The following is a 21,648-nucleotide window of genomic DNA, read 5'->3' as shown; positions in this document are numbered from 1 at the left end:
CATGTCATCCTTTCAAGGAACAAAGATGAATCCGTCAAAGTTTCATAAAAGCCAGATCAAGTTCCTGCTCTTTTTGATCCCGTTGGCTGTGTTTATGGCTTTGCCGATTGTTTTTATTTTTTTCCATGCGTTCAAACCGATCGATGAACTGTTCGCCTATCCGCCAAGGTTCTTTGTGGACAAGCCGACACTGCAAAACTTTACCGATCTGTTTACAAAAACAAATGATACAGGTGTTCCGATGTCACGCTTCTTATTCAATAGCGTTGTCATCACGATAATCGTTGTGTTTTTAACCGTCGTCATCAGCACGATGGCGGGGTACGCCCTATCAAAGAAAAATTTCAAAATGAAAAAAGCAATCTTCGAGATCAATACGCTGGCGCTGATGTTCGTTCCGGCAGCCGTTGCGATTCCAAGATACTTGTTAATCGAAAAATTACATCTCATCAACACGTTTACCGTTCACATTCTGCCGCTTTTGGCGATGCCGATCGGGCTGTTTTTAGTGAAGCAGTTCATCGACCAGATTCCGGATGAATTGTTAGAGGCAGCGAGGCTTGATGGAGCGTCTGATTTTAAAATATTTACAAAGATCATCGTCCCTCTCGTCAAACCGGCGATTGCAACGATTGCGATCCTGTCGTTTCAGCTCGTATGGAACAGCATCGAAAGTTCATCCCTTTATGTGAACGATGAAACACTCAAAACTTTCTCGTTCTATATGTCGACACTCACATCACAAGTAACGGGGAACAATGTGGCAGGTCAGGGGTTGGCTGCAGCAGCTTCACTAATCATGTTTGTTCCGAACTTAATCATCTTTATCATTCTGCAGAGCCAGGTTATGAACACAATGGCGCATTCTGGAATTAAGTAAATCGTTAAGGAGGGGGGAGAAATGAAGCATTACGCAAGAATCATTTTAGCCGCTATTGTATTCATACTGGTTCCGTTACAGTCCATTGCTTCCGCTTCTGTCCCTTATCAGACAGAGACATTGTCAGCCGATGGAAAAATAATCGAAACGCAAACCGCTTATACACCGCTCGGAAACTTGCTGGAGGACGCTGATATCACAAGTCCGGAAGACATCTTTGTGGATACGGACGGCAAGATTTATGTTGCTGATTCCGGTGCAAAAAAAGTATTCGTTGCCGATCAGAACGGAAAAAAGGCAGCTGAAATCGGCGCGGGTATTCTACAAGACCCAACAGGGGTGTACGTCGATAAGGATGGTTCGGTCTATGTTGCCGATTATGAAAAAGAAAAAGTATTCCGTTTTTCTAATGAAGGAAAGCTTGAAAAAGAATACGGAAAGCCGGATTCACCGCTTTTCGGAAAAAGTTCTTCGTTTAAACCGCAAAAGGTGGGAGTAGACCGCCGCGGCAACTTATTTGTTATCTCTGAAGGATCGACGAACGGAATCATACAGCTCAGCCGTGAAGGAACGTTTCTCGGATATTACGGTGTAAACAGCACGGAAGCCAGTTTTAAAAATTTTGTTTCGAAGCTGCTGACGTCCGAGAGCCAGAAAGCACGAATGTTTATGAAGCTTCCGCCAGCTCCGGATAACATCGCGATCGACAGCAAAGGGCTTATCTACTCCGTAACAGAAGGAACGAAAAATGAAGTCATTAAGAAGCTGAATGTTGCCGGAAAGAATATGCTTGATGAAGATATTTCACCAGAAACATCCTATCAGGACATCACAGTTGATCACGATGGCAACATGCTCGCCGTCACCAGTTCAGGTGAAATCAACGAATTTGACAGCTTCGGAAATCTATTATTTATTTTTGGCGGAAAAGACGATGGAACGAATCGTCTTGGACTGTTCAAACAGCCTACTGGAATCGCGATCGACCCGAACGGGCGTCTTTACGTAACCGACAAAGAACGTGGATTGATTCAGGTTTTTGAATCTACTTCCTTTTCCAACCAAGTGCATAAAGGGATCGCACTTTTTAAAGAAGGGAAGTACATCGAAAGCCGAAAGTACTGGGAATCAGTACTGGAGCTGAACTCTTCTTTTGGACTCGCACATTCCGCAATGGGATCTGCTTATTACAAACAACAAGACTATGACAAAGCATTAAAAGAATTCGAGTTTGCTAATGATGTGTACGGCTATTCCGATTCCTTCTGGGAAGTGCGCCATGCATGGATGCAGGAAAACCTGGAAATGGTTCTGTTCATCATCATCGGCCTTATCGTTCTCTATTACGTGCTGAAATGGCTGGATAAAAAGAGAAACATATTGGCTAGTCCAAGGGTAACGTGGGCGTCGTTTAAGAAACGGAAGCTACTTGGAGAACTATTATTTTTGTTCCAGTTTTTCAGACACCCGATTGATAGTTTTTATTATTTAAAACGAAAGCGTTACGCATCTGTCACATCTGCCACGATCCTTTACGTTCTTTTATTGATCGAATTTATTGTGAGCCGGTTTTATACAGGATTTATCTTTATGCCGCCAGCAAGTGATGGTACTAGTCTATTAACCGAGCTTCTGAAAATAGCGGTTCCGTTATTCCTGTTTATTACGATCAACTATTTAGTCAGTACGATTAATGACGGTGAAGGAAGATTTAAAGACATCTACATCGGAACGATTTATGCGCTCGCGCCTTATGTTGTGTTCAGTCTTCCTATCGTGCTAATCTCAAACATATTGACGTACAATGAATCATTTTTGTATGTATTCTCAATCCGAATCATCTATGCGTGGTGCTTAATCATTCTGTTCATCATGATTAAGGAAATCCACAACTATTCAGTTTCAGATACGATCCGCAATATTTTAATCACACTGTTCGGAATGGCGATCATGCTGCTCGTTGTGTTCATCGTGTTCGTCTTGATTGATCAAGTGTATGACTTTGTTTATTCCATCATAAAGGAGGTTGTTTTGCGTGTTTAAAAAACTCTTTATCATACTTGCTGTGCTGCTTTTGCCGATTACCGCTTTAGCCGCACAAAATGACAAGAAAACAGCAGACAAACCTCCTGTTAGGACTGAAAAAAGTCAAAATGAAATGAAATACACAACCTCACAATTCACAAAACCAGAAACAGGGGGTCTGACCCCGGGACAGACCCCTAAACAAGAAACCTCGTTTGAAGGGTTCGAAAAAGCGGCAGAGAACGAAAATCTTGTTCTTTATGTGAACAAAGAGTCACTCGCGATTAAGATTCAAGACAAGAAAACAAAGTATGTATGGAACTCGGGACTCGATCATCCTGAAAAATACCGCTTGAACCAAACGTGGGAACAGATGGCACAGTCTGCGTTAACGGTTGAATATACGGACCGAAGAGGGAAATTGAGAACGGAAAGTATCACCTCTAACAAAACAAGACCACAAGTAAGAACGACTGCAAAAGGTTTTACCGCCAAGGTCGATTTTAATCAGGCAAAAATCGAGTTTCAGATGAATGTCGAACTTGATCAGGATAGTTTAGTCGTTTCCATTCCTTACAACAAAGTGGATGACGGCAGACGAACAAAGCTCATCTCACTGAAAGTATATCCGTTTTTAGGTGCGGTGAACGAAGACGATATAAACGGCTATATGTTCATACCTGACGGAAGCGGTGCGCTGATCCGCTACAACAAGAGCGGCAAAACCGCAGATGCTCCGTTTACAGGCGCGATTTACGGAGATGATGAGGCTTTTAAGAAAACGGAAGAAAGAGATGAAAAAGTTTCTCCAGTCGAACCGATCAAAATGCCTGTTTTCGGTGCCGTTCATGGCGTAAAGCAAAACGCTTTCCTGACGGTCGTTGAAGAAGGATATTCATACAGTAATATCACGGCATATCCAGCAGGCGTTTCCACCGATTTTAACTGGATATCGTCACAGTTTCATTACAGACATGAATACTATCAGCCGACGAGCAAGAACATGCAAGGCATCAATGTGTATCAAAAAAACGCCAATCCCTTTAATATCAAGCTGCGTTACATGTTCTTACGACAGAATGATGCCGATTACGTGGGAATGGCACGAGCATATCAAGATTATTTAGTGAAAACCGATCAGCTCAAGAAACAAAAAGACAAAACAGGTGTACGTCTTGAATTATTAGGAGGCGAAGTGAAAGAAGGGTTGTTATGGGATTCTGTTCTTCCGATGACACCAATCACAAGCATTCCGAAAATGACGGATGAACTGAAAAAAAATGGCGTAAACAACCTATTCGTCGTATATAAAGGCTGGTCAAAAGGCGGTCTTACTGGAACTCTTCCAGCGAGGTTTCCGTTTGAAAAGAAACTAGGAAGTAAAGGCGACGTACAAGACACGATCACTAAGCTTAAAAAAGATAACATTCCGATGTATTTCCATACGGATTATACAAAAGCGTTTGAGGGAGCATCCGGATTTTCGGGAAGTAAGGACGTCGCGAAAAAGGCAAGCTCTGAAACGATCTCAAACACGGAAAATGAAAACAAAGTCTTTTATTTGTCACCGCAAAAAACGCTTGATGCTGCAAAGAATGATGTAGCCGATTACAAAGATTATGGCATCTCAAACTTGGCTGTTGATACGAGCGGGTATACGCTGTTCTCAGATTTTAGCGATAAAAAATCGTCACAGCGAAATAGCACGATCGAGACTTATGAAAAAGTGTTTCAAAACTTCAATAAACGATTAGGAAACGTTGCGCTTTACGAACCGAATACGTATCTCTGGAATACGGCTGACCGCTATTTGGACATCCCGATGTATTCGTCCAACTATGTGTACGAGACAGACACTGTACCGTTCATGCAGATCGTTCTAAAAGGCTACATGCCGTATTACGCACCATTTTCTAACTTTTATAGCGATCCAAAAGATCAAGTACTGCGCATGATCGAGTATGGCGCGTATCCTTCGTTTTTATTAACAAAAGAGCCTTCACACCTGCTGATGAAGACACCGTCAAAAGACGTTTACACATCTGAATTCAGCATTTGGAAAGACGACATCGCGGAGCAATATAAAAAAGTGAAGAAAAGCCTTGGCACTGTTGAAGGAGAAACAATCGAAAGCCGCAGTGTACCGAAAACTGGAGTCGTTGAAGTCACGTATTCGAACGGAACAAAAATCATCGTCAATTATACGGATTCTGCGTATCAATCAAACGGTGCTGAAGTTGCTGCAAAGGATTTTGAAGTCATCGAGAGGGGGAACTAGCGGATGAAACGATTGAAAAATAAGAACAGCATCGCAGGTCTGCTTTTTGTTTCGCCATGGATCATCGGTTTCTTGATCTTTACCGCTTTTCCTCTTCTGTATTCGCTTTATTTAAGTTTTCAAAAGGTGAAAATCACGACGAGCGGGATTCAGACGACGTTCGTTAAATTTCAAAACTATCAATATGCATTTACAGTCGACGGAACATTTGTAGAAAAAGTGACTACTTACTTGAGAGAAATGGTCATTTCCGTTCCGATCATCATCGTTTTTTCGCTGATTATTGCACTGCTGCTCAACCAAAAGATCAAATTCCGCGGCGTGTTTCGGACGATCTTTTTCCTGCCGGTCATCATCGCGAGCGGACCTGTTATTAAAGAACTGATCGATCAAGGAATCACGACGATTCCATCGATCGAACAATATGCAATCTATCAAGCGTTGAACGAAAATCCAGATGGCTTCTTTAACGGAATCCTTCTCTATTTAATCAAAAATCTCATCGTCATCCTTTGGTATTCAGGCGTACAGATTTTAATCTTTCTCGCCGCACTTCAAAAGATGGATAAACAGATTTTTGAAGCGGCAAAGATCGATGGAGCCAGCAACTGGGAGTTTTTCTGGAAAATTACGCTGCCAAGCCTAGTTCCAATGATCATCGTCAACTTGATCTATACAATCGTTACGTATTCAATCTTTTCATTGAACCCAATCATCGAGCATATCCAAAAAAACATGTTCAAAGTGGATACGGGCTTCGGCTACGCATCCGCACTTTCATGGATTTATTTCTTGATTATCGCGCTCACACTTGTGATCACAGTCGGTGCCATGACGCTGAAGGGCAAGAAAAACTACACGTAAAAAGGAGGTGTGGAAGATGCAAACAAAAACACAGCAGCTGGAGAAATATTATTTCAAGTCCAAAAGAATATTTTTAGGTATGCAAGGTACAGACGGTCTGCTCTATAAAATCCTGATTTACGGACTGTTAGTCGGTATTGGTTTCGTGTATCTGTTTCCGCTTCTTTATATGAGTGTTTACAGTTTTAAGAGTCTCGATGATCTATTGAATCCGCTCGTGAACTGGATTCCAACACAGTTTTATACCGGAAATTATGAGCAGGCGAACCAAGTGCTCAATTTCTTTTCCACCTTGCTTGAAACGCTGTATGTTACGGTCCTTCCCGCATTGGCGCAAACAGCAGTCGCTGCGGTTGTAGGCTATGGACTTGCCCGTTTTGAATTTAAAGGAAAGAAAATCATCTTTGTGCTGGTGCTGACGACTTTTATCATCCCGCCGCAAGTGACGCTCATTCCGAGGTACATCTTTTTCAATGAGCTCAACATCCTTGGCAGCTTAAAGGCTTTCATGCTTCCGGCAACGTTTGGACAAGGATTGAACAGCGCGATTTTTATCTTGATCTTTTATCAGTTTTTTAGAGCGGTGCCCAAAGCACTGGAAGAAGCGGCACAGCTGGACGGAGCAGGCCACTTCCGCATTTTCTTTACGATCGCACTGCCGATGGCCGTTCCTGCGATCATCATCTCATTTTTATTCTCATTCGTATGGTATTGGAATGAAACGTATCTTGCATCGATCTACTTTGGAGACGCACTCACAACACTGCCGCTTCAGCTGCAAAAGTTCGTTGCCACGTATCAAAAGATGTTCCCGGCCGAAATGGGACTGGGCAAGAACCAGCTGAACGAAGGCATCAAGATGGCAGGAACCGTTTTATCGATTTTACCGTTATTAATTGTGTATTTTATTACACAGCGCTGGTTTGTCGAAGGTGTTGACCGATCTGGAATCACTGGAGAATAACATATAAATAGGAGGAGAAATTTGATGGATACTCAACAACTTTTGGAAGCAGAAGCAAAAGGGTGTTTTGATTTTTTCTGGAACGAGGCGAACTCGGATAAAAATAGCCCAGGCTACGGACTGATCCTCGATCAATCGAAAAATAAAAAAGTAGCCAGCATCGCATCTGTCGGATTCGGATTAACCGCGATCATCATCGGGATCGAACGCGGCTGGATCACGCGCGAACAAGCCTATGAGCGAACAAAAGGAACACTGGAAACATTTTTAAACAATGTAGAGCACGAGAGCGGTTTTTTCTATCACTTTTTAGACATGCAGACTGGAAAGAAAAATGAAGCATTTTATGACTGTGCTTCGATCATAGATACGACATTGTTCTTAAGCGGGGCAATTACTTCTGCTGAGTATTTTGGCGGTGAGATCGCAGCGCTTTTTGATAAAATCTTCGCTCGTGTCGACTGGAATCTTTATTACGACGAAAAAGTGAACCAATACTATATGGGCTACACACCTGAGCGTGGCGGGTTCGGCCATTGGGATATGTACGCTGAACAGATGATGCAGTACGTGCTAGGTGTCGCTTCACCAACACACCCTGTTCCTGCGAAAATTTATGAAGGCTTTGACCGCCGAAAAGGAACGTACGGCGACTATGAGTACGTGAATTCCCCTGGCGGAGCTCTGTTCGTTCATCAATATTCACACGCGTTTATCGATTTCCGAGGTGTGGTAGACGGCGACGGAAACGAATGGTTCGAGAACTCTGTAAAAGCAACACTCGCGAACCGTCAATTTTGCATCGATAAATCGAGTGAATTCAAAACGTATCATGAAAATTCATGGGGACTGACAGCGAGTGCGAGCCCTACCGGCTACCGCGTTCCAGGTGCGCCACCTTATCATCCGAACTGTGCACCGGAATTAGAAGGAACGGTGGCACCGACTGGAGCAACAGGTTCGATCGTTTTCACTCCGGAAGAATCAATCGCTGCCATGAAGTATTTTTATGAAAACCACCCACAGCTTTGGGGCGAATACGGTTTTTGGGATTCGTATAATTTAGACGTTAGCCCGCCTTGGTATTCCGATCACGTAATCGGCATCGACAAAGGCATCACATTGTTGATGATCGAAAACTACCAAACAGGACTCGTGTGGGATCTGTATATGAAAAACAAATACGTTCAGCGCGGGATCGAAATGCTCGGCTGGAAAAAGAAAGAGGAGAGCCGGATCTAATGATTGAGATTAAAAAAAAACAAATTCTGATCGACGGTAAACCTCAGTTGATCATGTGCGGAGAGATTCACTACTACCGTCTCGACCGCAGTGAGTGGCAAGATCGTCTGGACAAGCTTAAAGAAGCGGGCTGCAACGCTGTAGCGACTTACGTTCCATGGCTGATCCATGAACCGGTTGAAGGTAAGTTTGATTTTACAGGAAAAACACGTCCAGAATTGGACTTGGTTTCCTTTATCGATCTATGTAAAGAGAACGACTTTTATTTTTTCGTCCGTCCAGGACCTTTTATTATGGCGGAAATGAAAAATGAAGGACTTCCTTATTGGGTGTATGAAAAACATCCAGAGATCGTTCCAGTCGGTTGGGATGGGAATCCGGCGTCGACTTCAACTGTTGATTATTTAGCTCCGAACTTTTTGAGTGCAGTCCGGAATTGGTATGAAGCATTGATGGAGTTCGTCACGCCTCGTTTATATACAAACGGCGGAAACGTTATCGCATTTCAGCTTGATAACGAAGTGGGTATGCTATCGTGGTGCAGCAACACACCTGATCTGACAGACTTTATGCTGGCTGATTTATCGGTGTGGCTGACTTCAAAGTATGGTACGGAATTGTGCAAACGATATCCGCTTGATTTTGAGGACTCTGAATCTCGCAATTCGGCGATCCGATCTCCGAAAGAAGAGTACGCGGCAGAATTGATGAAGGATCTCGGATATTACATGCGTAACCGATTTGCTAGATATATCGATACTTTGCGAAAATTTGCAGAAGAATTCGGAGTGCGTGACATTCCGTTCGTCGTGAACATTCACGGAACAGGCGGAGGACGCGGATTAACGTATCCGATCGGCATTAGCCAGCTCTATGAATCTTACACACAGGAATCTGGTTATCTATCAGGATCAGACATTTATTTTGGCGATCTCGACATGACGACGTTCCAAGATTTATATGTGATCAACGGCCTAATGGAAGCCGTTCACAATCCTGATCAGCCATTAACATCTGTAGAATTTAATTGTGGTGACGCTAACTTCGGCAACAATTACGGAGGACGATTAGATCCATCGGCCGCCGATTTTAAGATGAGAATGTGCCTTGCGCAAGGCAATCGCCTCATCAACTATTATTTATTTACGGGCGGGCGAAACTATCGTTTGGATTCAAGTGTAGGCGACGGAAATGACCGCATTGCATTTACAGGTGAACGTCACGGCTTCGCTGCTCCGATCAGTCCTGAAGGCGAGTACAACTACACGTTCCCTCGCATGGCCCGCGGAATTAAGAACGTCATGGCGGTTGCAGATAAAGTTGCGGCGATGGATGAAGAGAGGGATATCATCTCATTCGCGTTCATCCCCGATTACTACATGACCGAATATAAATACCCGAACAGCGATGTGATGAAAGAAATCGTGAGCAATATCGAAGCGAACCGTGGTGCCGGGGCTTGGGAAATCGTCGCTCGAGCTATGCTTTTATTAGGGTACCGGTTTAGCGCAACAGATGTGCAAAACCAACCGCTGCCAGTTGAAAAAACACCAGTGCTGGTACTGCCGTCTGCTCGTTATATGGACAGTGCGATTCAGAGCAAACTGGTTGATTATTTGAACGAAGGCGGAAAAGTCTTATTATATGGTGAAGTGCCACTTTATGATATGGAAGGAAAGCCGTGTACGATTCTTGCAGATGCATTGGCGGTTAAGGTAAAAGGCGTTGAGCGTGACAGCCACCGTCATTTCCTATCATTGTATGCAGAAAACTGGGCTGCACCGCGACCTGAAGTAAGAACTCACTTTGCACAAGTGTTTGAGACGGATGGCGCTGTTCTGCCAATTTTAAAAGTATATGGAACAGATGACATTTGCGGATTTGATGCGCATGTTGGGAATGGACGCGCAGTTGTGATCGCGGCAGCTTATGCATGTGACCTCGACTTTTTTAAACAAGTGTTTAAAAAGCTCGGCGCAAATGCTGGATTAACGCACGATTTCAAACACCACGGGATTTTTATGACATCCACTTCTAATGCGGAAGGTGAGAGATTCTTGCACCTATTGAACCTGGACGGTCTGGATAAAACATTTAAGGTGTATGAAAATGGTGAAGCGTTGTTTAACGGCAGGGAGATTCTCTTGCAAAGCAAAGATGCTGTGATGCTGCCTGTGAATGTTGATTTAGATGGGCATAAGATTGCCTATTCTACTGCTGAAATCGCAGGAGTTTTCGATGGGCACATCGAATTCCGATTAACCCAGCCCCAGGACGTAATCGTTTTTGAAGGCGATGTTGGAATTGCAGAGAATCAAGACTATTTTGTTGAAAAGCGAGATGGATTTACAAAAATTAAGAGCAAAAAGCACGCAAAAGTGGATGATCAGCTCGTACTAGAGCTTGAAATGAGCTTAAAGAACTGAAATAGGTAGGAACGATGGGATATCGTTCCTGCTTTTTTTATAGAGAAAGAACGCTATGAGCAAAAGTGTGAATTGTATGAGCAAAAAGTACAATTTACTGAGCAAAAACAAGATTCTATGAGCGAAAAGTACAATTCTATGAGCAAAACCTTCGAATCTACGAGTAAACGTGTAAAAGCGCAAAGATCACGTACCGTAAACACACAAAAAAGCACCCAAAATGGATGCTTTTGTTTAGGTTTTCTATTAAGCTATTAATCTCTGAATCAGCCAAAATCCACCCATAACTAAGATCAAGATAGAGCCTGCCACCATGCCTTTTTTGTAAGAAGGACTTCTTTGAAACCAAGCAAGCAGGGGAAGCAAGAGCAGTACGATCGCTAGCTGAACAATTTCTATGCCAGCATTAAAGCTAATTAATGAAGAGGCTAAAGCTTCTTTGGGCAATGTCATTTCTTTTAATAAACTCGCAAACCCCATTCCGTGAATGAGTCCAAATAAGAAGGTAATGATCCACCTGAATTTGATTTCTTTTCTAAAAATATTTTCAAGTGCTACATAACATATACTTAATGCGATCAGCGGCTCTACAATATTTGAAGGCAGATTGATAAGACCGAGAACGGAAAGTGTTAACGTCACACTATGTGCCAAAGTAAAAGCCGTAATTAAAGCGGCATATTGCTTGAAGCTTTGCTTTCTAATTAATAAGGCTAGCAAAAATAATAGGTGATCGTAGCCTGTTAAAATATGATTCATTCCTAAAACAAAAAATGACGTCCAGGAATCATGATTAGCATCAGAATCAGGATGTTGATTTGGTATAGTTTGGGTTGTGCTGTCAGAAGAAGCAGATTGTGATTGCTGTTCCTGCTGGTTTGCTGTTAACAGCATCGTCCATTCACGATTTTTTCCTTGAATGACGGACTCGCTGATTTGACCATCATAATTAATCGTTAAAAAGTTAGTATATGAAGAAGCTGTGTTTCCGGATGTAAAAATGCCATCTAATAAGCGAACTGTCTGGCCATCCTCAAAACCTGGCAGTTTAAATTGCAGGGTCACGACTGCTTTGTCTGCTCTCTTTTCCAAGTAAAGCTTATCTAGTTCAGCCGTTTGCTGCTGATCGTTCATTTCTAGAACCAAACTGTCTTCAACCCATTCTTCAACACGATTGGCAATGGGTTTTAACTCTTTTTCAGTCAGTTCTCCATCTTCATTCTTGTCTCCGCCTATTCCTTCTATGACAGATAATGAATCGATCGAATAGGTTAATTCTGTTACGTTATTGCTGATTTTAATATTTGTAAACGCCGCACTTAATGGATGGGCAACTGCAATGTTTTGCCTCTGCAGGAAGAGCAGGATGACAGCTAATAAAACGATGATGAATGGATTGTTTTTCAACACAAAATCCCCCTAGGAAAAATTGATTCCAAACATTATCATGGCGAAATTTTTTTTCGATGTAAAGTGAATTTTAAAATAAATGTAAACTTTATTATTTTTTAGAAATAAATGATTATTTTTGTCAAATTATTTGCTATTCTATTTAAGCTAGGCATATTAAACCAATTGGGGGTACAGGTTTTAATGAAAATAAGGAAAAAATGGCTAGGGATCACCCTAACTGGAGTATTGCTTTCTAATACTTTAGTACCATTCGCGAAATTGCCTTCTGTACATGCAGAAGCAGCTAGCCATGTGGTAATTAGTGAAGTTTACGGTGGGGGAGGAAATAGCGGGGCAAACTATAAAAATGATTTTATAGAACTCTATAACCCTACAGATACAGCAGTAGATTTAACGGGATGGTCTGTGCAATACGATTCAGCAACAGGAACAGGTACAGGATATTATCAGGTTACCAACCTGGTAAACAGCATAAAGCCCCATGGATATTATCTCGTACAGCAGGGAAAGGGAACTGGGGGAACTGCAGATCTGCCAACTCCTGATCAAACAGGGAATATAAACATGGCAGGAGGTGCTGGGAAAGTAGCTCTTGTAAATAGTACAACCGCATTGCCTAAAACCTCTAAATCAAATGATGCTTCAATTATTGATTTTGTAGGGTTTGGTCCAACAGCAAATGCTTTTGAAGGGACTGCGCCAACTGTTCCGCCAACAAACACAGAAAGCGTCGTGCGAAAAGCGAATGACGGATCTGATCCTGCACTAGACGGGAGCAAAGGTAATGGATGGGACACAAATGATAATGCTGGTGATTTTTTGAAAGCGGTTCCAAATCCGCTGAACTCTGCTAACCAATCATCAACGCCTTCGGAACCCGGTGAGCAGCTTCCTCCTTTAACAGGCACTGCTAAAATTAGTGCAGTGAGAGAAATGGACGCGACTGGAAAACCAAAACGAATTGGGCAAACTGCTACAATTGAAGCAGTTGTAACGGTAGATGATAAAATTGTTGATTCAAAGAATAGCAGTTTTTACGTTCAAGATGATACGGGCGGAATTAATGTATTTGGCAGCACTACCCCTGATATTGTTAAAGGGGACAAGCTTAAGATTACAGGAACAATCGATTTCTATAATGGATTAACGGAATTGAAACCAACGTTGATTGAAAAAATCGGAACGGAAGAAGTACCTGCTTCAACAGCTATGACCATTATTGATCTGAACGATGGAAGTAAAGCTGAACTACAAGAAGGGAAGCTGATAGCAGTTAAAGGGAAAGTTACTAATATTCCTGCTGCACCAGATACTTCAGGTGGAACAAACGTTACTGTTACGGATGAAACAGGAAAAACAGTTACCGTTCGTCTTCTGCCTAACACAGGCATTACTGCCGTAACAGACATCAAACTCAACAGCAGCTACGAATTTACAGGTCTGTTAAGCCAATACAAATCTACAGCTCCTTATTTATCGGGTTATCAAATTTTACCTAGAAGCAAAGGAGACCTAAAAGAATTTTTCCCACTTTCGATTTCCCATACACCTGTAACAAAAGTGTACACAAACGCTGATTTTACATTTACAGCTGATGTGCAGGGAGCAGATTCTGTAACTTTTTATTATAAAAAGTCAGATGCAGCTGATTACCAAACAATCTCAATGACTGACAAAGGCAATCATCAATATACAGCTGTATTAGCTTCTGATCAAATGCCTGCAGGTTCATTTGTCTATTATATTGAAGCCAAAAATCAAACAGAAACGAAAAAAACAGAAACACAAACCGTATCAGTAGTTGATGATAAAGAAGGACCAGCATTCATTGGTGAATCACCAGCTAATGGTTCGATTGTTGAAAACTATAAACCAGCGATTTCTGTAAAGTGGAACGATCCAAGCGAAGTGGATGCAACAAAAGGAAAAGTTTTTTTAGACAGTGAAGATGTTACTGCTCAAGCTGTCATTGACGATAAACAAGTATTATTATCACTAAGCAATGACCTACAAGTTGGAACTCATACTGTGAAAGTAACGGGATCCGATAAACTAGGCAATCCGAGTGAATATACTTGGTCATTTACTGTAAAAGCTCCTTTTACAGGCGGTAACCATTTAAGAGGTACGACTCATAACCATACAAATATTTCACATGATGGTACGGGATCTCCTGAGGATGCACTAAAAGCAGCGATTGCACATGGTTATGACTGGTTTGCTTTTTCAGATCACTCTCATGATATCGATCCAGAAAAACTAGGGTCGGATACGGTTGATCATAAGGGAAAACCCGAAAGAACGGGTGGTACTGAATGGCAACTGACAAAAGATCTTGCTAAGCAATACTCCAACGATAACTTTACTGTATTCCCCGCGTTTGAGATGACTTCTACAACATGGGGACATTCGAACGTTTTTGGTACTGATAATTTTATTGATCGTAACTTAAATAATAAAATGTACCAAGATTTGAACAGCTATTACGCATGGGTATTGACTTACGATGACATTGCTGCACAGTTTAATCATCCAGATATGTCAGCGAATGCTTTTAACAACTTCATGCCATACGATAAAAACGTAGATAGACTATTTACGATGCTAGAGGTAGGAAATGGCTCTGGAAACTATGGCTATGCAAATGCAGAGAAAAAGTTTTACAGTGCATTAGATCTTGGGTGGCATGTAGCACCTACATTTGGTGAAGACAACCATGATGGAACTTGGGGTCAAACGATGAAACGAACGGTTATCGTAACAGATAACAATGCCCAAGCTTCATTATTGCATGCAATGAAAAACCGCCGTGTTTACATGGAGGAAGATCCGAACTTTACACTCGACATGTTAGCAAACGGAAAATACATGGGTTCAGTAGTAGACGGAAATACCATTTCTTTTGATATTAAAGGATCGGATAACGTGGCTGAAGCTCGCAGTGTAAAAGGATTTGAATATTTACCAGCTTCCTATCAATCGAACGATAATATCGAAAAAGTAGAGCTTTTAACAAATGGAGCAAAAGTTGTAGATTCAATTACTCCTGACGGAAAAGAATTTACATGGAAGCCTGAAGTAACTGTAAACGGCGGTCAGCAATGGTTTGTCGTGAAAGTTACCCAAAAAGATGGCGAACGTATTTATAGTGCGCCGATCTGGTCTCAGGAAAAAGAGGTTGATGTACGAGTAAGTGGCTTAAATGTGAAAGACGGAGTTGCGATCGCAGGTAATCCTGCAACATTATCTGCAGGAATATCCAACCTTGGCACTAAGGATCTATCAAATTTAAATGTTAAGTTTTATTATGATCTAGAAGACGATACACACTTAATCGGTACGAAATCCATTGCAGCTATTCCTGCTAAGGGCGTTCAAGAAGCCTCTGTAACATGGCAAAGTCCGATTGTTGGTGACCACAAAATGATTGCAGTGGTAGATACTCCTGATGGAGATGATCCTGCTGATAATAAAGAAACACTAGATTTGAAAGTTAAAGAATCGTTAGGAAAAACCATTCTAATTGATGCTGCTCATAAAAATGAAAACACAACAACTGATACAGGGACTTACAAAGACAACTTTAAAGCCTTCACGAAAATGGTACAAAAAGAAGGATACACAGTTGCCGAAAATAAAACACCACTAACAGCTGAATCATTAGCAAATATCAGTGTGCTTGTTATCACACACCCTTTTGTAGCGTTGACAGCTGAAGAAAAAACAGCTGTTGGAGATTACGTTAAAGCTGGGGGATCGCTTTTCCTTACAGATAAAAGTAACTATAAAAATGATCCTGCAATAAATAACGATATGTTAGCGCAAATGGGTGCGACCATTCAGATCAACAGTGACCAAATTAATGATGACAGCAAAGATGGAAACTTCTGGACGAACCAGACATCTAAGTTTGCTGTAAGACTCCACCCGGGACTTGTTAAGAATAACCTTACAGACCGTGTATCAACTGTAGAATATTATTCAGGAACGAGCTTGGAAAAGGTAGGGCATCTGCCTCTGACTGATAGTGAAACTGTCACGATTGTTACAAAAGGAAATGAAACAACTTATCAAACAACTGTCACAACCGGATTTAATGTGTACGACACAGTTTCAGATTCAACAGGCGGATCAGCAATACCGGCGATTGCCGCTGAAACAGTTGGACAAGGACGTATCGTTGTTTCTGGTATGAACTTTGTAAACGATAAGCAGATGGATGAATCCTTCAGTCCTAAAGGAAATGATGAACTAGGGATGAACATCATGAATTGGCTTGCTAAAAGAGAGATCAACCAAGTCATTTCTATTAATGATGCTCGCAAGCTTACGGATGGAACGCCTACAGTTGTAGAGGGTACAGTTACGACTGCAGCAGGATCGTTCTATGATGCATTTTATATTGAAGATGAAACAGGCGGAATTATGGCATTTAATGAAGTGCCGGACGGCAGCCTGAAACTAGGCGATAAAGTACGAATTTATGGCCATATTAAAACATTTGAAAACAACAAAGAGCTTGAATTTGATAAGTTCGCAACGGATGTTATTAAAATAGGGGAAACGGCACCAGTTGAACCTAAATCGATTTCAACGAATGATGCTTCTTCTGAAGAAAATCAAGGATTGTTAGTAAAAGTAAAAGGAAGAGTCGTTTCTAAGTTTGATGAAAATTCGTATATCGTGAATGACGGTTCAGGAGATATCCTCGTATTTACAGATGGATATATTGTCAATCAAACAGGTCCGGTGCCTGCATTAAATTCAGGAGATCTGATTGAAGCTGTAGGATTAACAGGTAAATATGCGGGCGGTAACCGTATCCGTGTCCGTGATACAAAAGAATTAAAAGGAACGGCTGACTCCGTAAAACCGGTGACAGAAGCTGCGACAACACCAGACATAGCAGGCAACCCGTTTACAGAACCGGTGACTGTTACATTGACAGCCACAGACGATAATTCTGGCGTAAAATCAACACAATACCGAATTAACGAACAAGAGTGGATCGATTACACAGCACCATACACATTGAGTGATGCAGGGTCTTACAAAATCGAGTACCGCAGCACAGATTTTGCAGGAAATGTGGAAGATAACAAGTCACTAGAGTTTGAGGTTAAGAGTCCAGTGATTCCAGACACCACAGCACCAGTTACAACACTGAAAACATTACCAGAGCTAACAGATAAACCGTTTACAGGACCAGTAACGATAACGCTGTCTGCTGAAGATGAAAATTCTGGAGTGAAATCAACGCAATATCGCATTAACGAACAAGAGTGGATTGATTACACAGCACCTTTCACGGTAAGCGATATTGGTTCTTACAAGATTGAGTACCGCAGCTCAGATTTAGCGAACAATATAGAAGATAGTAAAGTGCTAGAATTTGAAATTAAGAGTCCAGTGATTCCAGATACAACAGCACCAACGACTACCGTTAAATTAACACCGGCACAGACTGATAAACCGTTTACAAAACCAGTAACAGTTACTTTAACGGCTCAAGATGATAAGTCAGGAGTAAAAACTACTGAATATCGAGTTAACGGGCAGGCTTGGAGCACGTACAATGCACCATATACAGTAAATAAGTCTGATATTTACAAAATAGAATACCGCAGTACGGACCAAGCAGGTAATATAGAAGCAACTAAAACAATTCAATTTACGATTGATATGGATGCCCCTGTAACTTCAGCGAAAACAACGCCAGTTTCAGAAGGAAACATTTTTGCGAAACCTGTAACGATTAGCTTGTCAGCAAAAGATATTTTATCAGGTGTGAAATCAACGCAATATCGTATTGACGGGAAAGAATGGAAAACGTATAGTACGCCATTCAAACTAGAGTCAGGGAAATTCACTATTGAGTACCGCAGTACGGATAAAGCAGGTAATGTTGAAAGTACGAAATCAATCTCTGTTATAGTAGATACAGAAGCACCTGTAACAACTTCGAAAACAACGCCTGAAAAATCCGGAAATATTTTTAATCAGATTGTAACTGTTAAATTATCTGCAACGGATAAATTATCAGGAGTGAAATTAACTCAATACCGTATTGACGGAAAAGAATGGAAAACATATACGGCATCATTCACACTGAAAGCAGCAGGGAAATATAAGGTTGAGTACCGCAGTACAGATAAAGCAGGTAATGTTGAAAGTACAAAATCATTGGTGCTTACGATTGATACTAAAGCGGCAGAGACGACAGCTAAACTATCGCCTGTAAAAAAAGATAATATCTATACGGAGCCGGTTTCAATCACACTCACTGCTAAAGATGATTTATCCGGTGTGAAATCCATTCAGTACAGCATTAACGGACAATCTTGGAAAACGTACAGTGCTGCCTTTAAGGTAAAAGAAATCGGAGAATACAAGATTGAGTACCGCAGTACGGATAAAGCAGGAAATATCGAAAAAACAAAATCCCTCAAATTAACGATAAAAGAATCTGAGGAAGCTCGTAAAGCAAGAGAGAAGAAAGAACAAGAAGCGTTACAGAAAAAAGCTTCTAAAGCACAATCGGATTTAGACGAGAAATTAAAGAATGAAAAGGACGCTAAAAAAGCCCTTGAGCAGATTAATAAAGATGCTTCAGCTATCAAACCGGATAAAAACGGTAAAGTAAGCCAAGATAAAGTGGCTATAGTCCTTGGGCAATATCAAGCTGTTATCAATGAGCTTAACAAAGCTAAGAAATCTCAGGACAGCTTCAATACAGTGACAGAAACATATGTAAGATTGTATACAAACCTAAGCAAAGATAATGTATGCAGAGAGTCTCTTCTGGATCTTGTAAAGTTCAATATTAAAACATCCAAACAAATGGATGAGATGATTAAAAAGGTAAAAGAAAAGAAAGTTGATGTAATAGAACTTCAAAAAATCTCTGATGAAATGAAAAAGAAAGAAAAAGAGAAAGCAAAAAAGAAATAAATAAGGATTAAAAGGCTGGCCCAAAAGAGATTTTTGGCGTCAGTCTTTTTTTTCTGAAAATGACGAAAAAATGCAAAACAATTAGATATCATCCTTACGTTTTTGATGGAGAAAGAACTCTATGAGCAAAAGTGTGATTTGTATGAGCCAAAAGCATAAGTTACTGAGCAAAAACATGAATGATTCTATGAATGAAAAGTACAATTCTATGAGCAAAACCAATCATTCTATGAGTAAACGTGAAACACCGTTGAGGAATTGCATAAGCAAGCATCCAATATAAGCTATCGCAAACTTATGATTATGAAGGTGAATCTAATTTTGCAGCGAGCAAGACTATTCTGTTAAAAAACGAGATGGTTTTACAAAAATGAAGAGCAAAAAACACACAAAAGTGGTTGATCAAGCTCGTACTAGAGCTTGAAATGAGCTTAAAGAACTAAAATAGGTAGGAACGATGGGATATCGTTCCTGCTTTTTGATGGAGAAAGTGCTCTATGAGCAAAAGTGTGATTTGTATGAGCAAAAAGTACAAATGACTGAGCAAAAACAAGATTCTATGAGCGAAAAGTACAATTCTATGATCAAAAACAACCATTCTATGAGTAAACGTGTAACACGAGAGGTATCACCGTTCAAAATTTGCATAAACTAGTATCCAATATAAGCTTTTGATTATGATGGTGAATCTAATTTTGCAGCGAGCAAGACTATTCTGTGGAAAAAGAGATGGATACACACAAATTCTAAGCAGAAAACACTCAAAAATAGATGATCAGCTCGTACTGGAGCTTGAAATGAGTTTAAAGAACTAAAATAGGTAGGAACGATGGGATATCGTTCCTGCTTTTTGATGGAGAAAGAGCTCTATGAGCAAAAGTAGGAATTGTATGAGCAAAAAGTACAAATGACTGAGCAAAAACAAGATTCTATGAGCGAAAAGTACAATTCTATGATCAAAAACAGCTAAACGTGTAACAGCGCAAAGATCACGTACCGTAAACACACAAAAAAGCACCCAAACTGGATGCTTTTTTGCATGCAACATGAATGCTGATAGAGTGAAAAACCCGGAGCCGGTCCGGGTTTTTACTATACTAACGCAATCAATTTCTCATTACGCGATAACTTTTCTTCCTCATCAGCTAAATCATACTTTTTCAACAAATGAAAGACTTCGTTCAGAAATTCGTGATCTGTCTTTTCGCTCAAAGCTACATCAACTTGCTTCACCAATTCACTCGGCATGAACTCCGCTTGATCGGCTAATTTTTTCTTAACATCTTCCAATGGATGATCAATGTTGCATGTTTCCATAAAATCACTCCTCTTAATTAGATCTAAGCTCCAGAAGCTTTCCGAAGCTCTGCATTTTCACTATTTGTCCTGAATTTATAAGCCGTGAACATCGCTATTAATAGCATTAAGCCAGTAATGATAAACACCATTGAAACAGGGAAGAATCCTCCGATGACTCCGCCGATCAACGGCCCGAGCATCGCCCCAATCTGAGTCGCCGTCTGCTGCAATCCGAATGCGCGGCCTCTAAATTCATCAGCAGTGGTCTGGACAATGAGTCCGTTCAACGCAGGGAAAACGCCGCAAAAGAAAATGCCATAAATGAATCGAACAGATGAAAAGCCCCAAATTCCGTCAAACCATGCTTGAGCGATTGTACCGATACCCCCGCCGAGCAGCCCGATCATCAGCACCGTTTGGAAACCAATCCGATCAGACATCCTTCCCCAATAGGCTGCAAAAAGGATGCTCGCGATACCTGGCAACGAGAATACGATACCGGCTAAGAGTGCGGTATTATCATTAGACCCGCTGATTCTTAAAATATGAAGAGGCAATACAGGTTCAATCGTTAAAACAGCAGTCCCTGTTATGATTGATAAGAACAAGACATTCATGAATGGTTTGTTCGCCGCTGCTGCTTGCAAGTCTTTAAGCACTGAGCCTTTTTCCGTACTTGGAGTGAATTTTTCCTCGGTTACCCAAAAGATAACCAACAATGTAGAAATCAGAGAAAAGAAACCCCCGCTCGCAAACGCCCATCTGTTGCCGAATAATTCAGCCAAACCGCCGCCTAAAAGAGGACCCATGATCCCGCCAGACGCACCGGCAGTTGAAATCATCGCCATCGCATAACCGACGTTCTTTTTCGGAGTATTCGTTCCGATCAAGGCGATCGCTCCCGGAATGTATCCTGTTAATAAACCTTGCGCGATCCGCAATCCGATCAATTGGTAGGCGTTCGTCACAAAGGCGGTTAATGTATAGATGATAAAAAGAAAAGTTCCAGCGCGAATGATCATTGGCTTTCTTCCATATTTATCAGCCATCATGCCCCAATACGGTGAGGCAATCGCACCTGCTAAAAACGCTGAACTGAATATGAGACCAGACCAGATCTCGGTATGCTCATGAACACCAATTTGAAGAAGAAAAAGAGGTAAGAAAGGCACAACCATGGAGTAGCTGGCTGAAGTCAAGAAAACGCCGACCCATAGCACCCATAAATTTCGCTTCCAAATCGCCATAACGCTCACACTTCCTTATGCTGTAATGTTGGAAACTATTTGAATGATTCATTTAGTTA

The 21,648-nt window shown here is 41.2% G+C and carries 11 protein-coding genes; 8 read left to right on the top strand and 3 right to left on the bottom strand.

Features of this window, described 5'->3' with window-relative positions:
* Window position 1 precedes the first annotated feature (1 nt).
* From J2X07_RS10895 to J2X07_RS10865, 7 genes are read left to right on the top strand one after another with little or no spacing between them, the layout of a single operon-like run.
* The gene (locus J2X07_RS10895; protein WP_310258735.1) at window positions 2-880 is read left to right on the top strand and encodes a carbohydrate ABC transporter permease; all 879 of its coding nucleotides are present in this window, start codon (window positions 2-4) and stop codon (window positions 878-880) included.
* 21 nt (window positions 881-901) lie between these two features.
* Entirely contained in the window at window positions 902-2,923 is a 2,022-nt protein-coding gene (locus J2X07_RS10890; RefSeq protein ID WP_310258734.1) for a YIP1 family protein, read from the top strand.
* Window positions 2,916-5,183, top strand: coding sequence for a DUF5696 domain-containing protein (locus J2X07_RS10885; protein WP_310258733.1), 2,268 nt, complete (start codon window positions 2,916-2,918; stop codon window positions 5,181-5,183). The genes J2X07_RS10890 and J2X07_RS10885 overlap by 8 nt, the downstream gene beginning before the upstream one ends.
* 3 nt (window positions 5,184-5,186) lie before the next feature.
* Window positions 5,187-6,047: a carbohydrate ABC transporter permease gene (locus J2X07_RS10880; protein ID WP_310258732.1), complete on the top strand. Its 861-nt coding sequence runs from the start codon at window positions 5,187-5,189 to the stop codon at window positions 6,045-6,047.
* Window positions 6,048-6,063: 16 nt separating this feature from the next.
* Entirely contained in the window at window positions 6,064-7,011 is a 948-nt protein-coding gene (locus J2X07_RS10875; RefSeq protein WP_310258731.1) for a carbohydrate ABC transporter permease, read from the top strand.
* A 24-nt stretch (window positions 7,012-7,035) separates the two neighbouring features.
* The gene (locus J2X07_RS10870; protein WP_310258730.1) at window positions 7,036-8,253 is read left to right on the top strand and encodes a glucoamylase family protein; all 1,218 of its coding nucleotides are present in this window, start codon (window positions 7,036-7,038) and stop codon (window positions 8,251-8,253) included.
* Window positions 8,253-10,679 carry a beta-galactosidase gene (locus tag J2X07_RS10865; protein ID WP_310258729.1) on the top strand — a complete coding sequence of 809 codons (2,427 nt, stop codon included), beginning with the start codon at window positions 8,253-8,255 and terminating at the stop codon, window positions 10,677-10,679. The genes J2X07_RS10870 and J2X07_RS10865 overlap by 1 nt, the downstream gene beginning before the upstream one ends.
* Before the next feature lie 246 nt (window positions 10,680-10,925).
* Here the strand turns inward: J2X07_RS10865 and J2X07_RS10860 are convergent, their stop codons facing one another.
* Window positions 10,926-12,086, bottom strand: a complete 1,161-nt coding sequence (locus tag J2X07_RS10860; protein ID WP_310258728.1) for a HupE/UreJ family protein — start codon at window positions 12,084-12,086, stop codon at window positions 10,926-10,928.
* Between the two features lie 186 nt (window positions 12,087-12,272).
* Between J2X07_RS10860 and J2X07_RS10855 the strand changes: the two genes are divergently transcribed.
* Entirely contained in the window at window positions 12,273-19,043 is a 6,771-nt protein-coding gene (locus J2X07_RS10855) for an OmpL47-type beta-barrel domain-containing protein (protein WP_310258727.1), read from the top strand.
* A 1,092-nt stretch (window positions 19,044-20,135) separates the two neighbouring features.
* On the opposite strand, the gene J2X07_RS10850 is transcribed toward J2X07_RS10855, so the two are convergent.
* Both J2X07_RS10850 and J2X07_RS10845 read right to left on the bottom strand, forming a co-directional pair.
* Window positions 20,136-20,360, bottom strand: coding sequence for a hypothetical protein (locus J2X07_RS10850; RefSeq protein WP_310258726.1), 225 nt, complete (start codon window positions 20,358-20,360; stop codon window positions 20,136-20,138).
* A gap of 23 nt (window positions 20,361-20,383) precedes the next feature.
* A complete protein-coding gene (locus tag J2X07_RS10845) occupies window positions 20,384-21,589 on the bottom strand; it encodes an MFS transporter (protein WP_310258725.1) in 1,206 nt (401 codons plus the stop codon).
* Window positions 21,590-21,648: the final 59 nt, after the last annotated feature.

Origin of the sequence: Fictibacillus barbaricus (genome assembly GCF_031457135.1) — a bacterium.
GTDB lineage: Bacteria > Bacillota > Bacilli > Bacillales > Fictibacillaceae > Fictibacillus > Fictibacillus barbaricus_A.
Note: the sequence above shows the minus strand (reverse complement) of the source record. Positions and strands in the feature narration are given on the sequence as shown.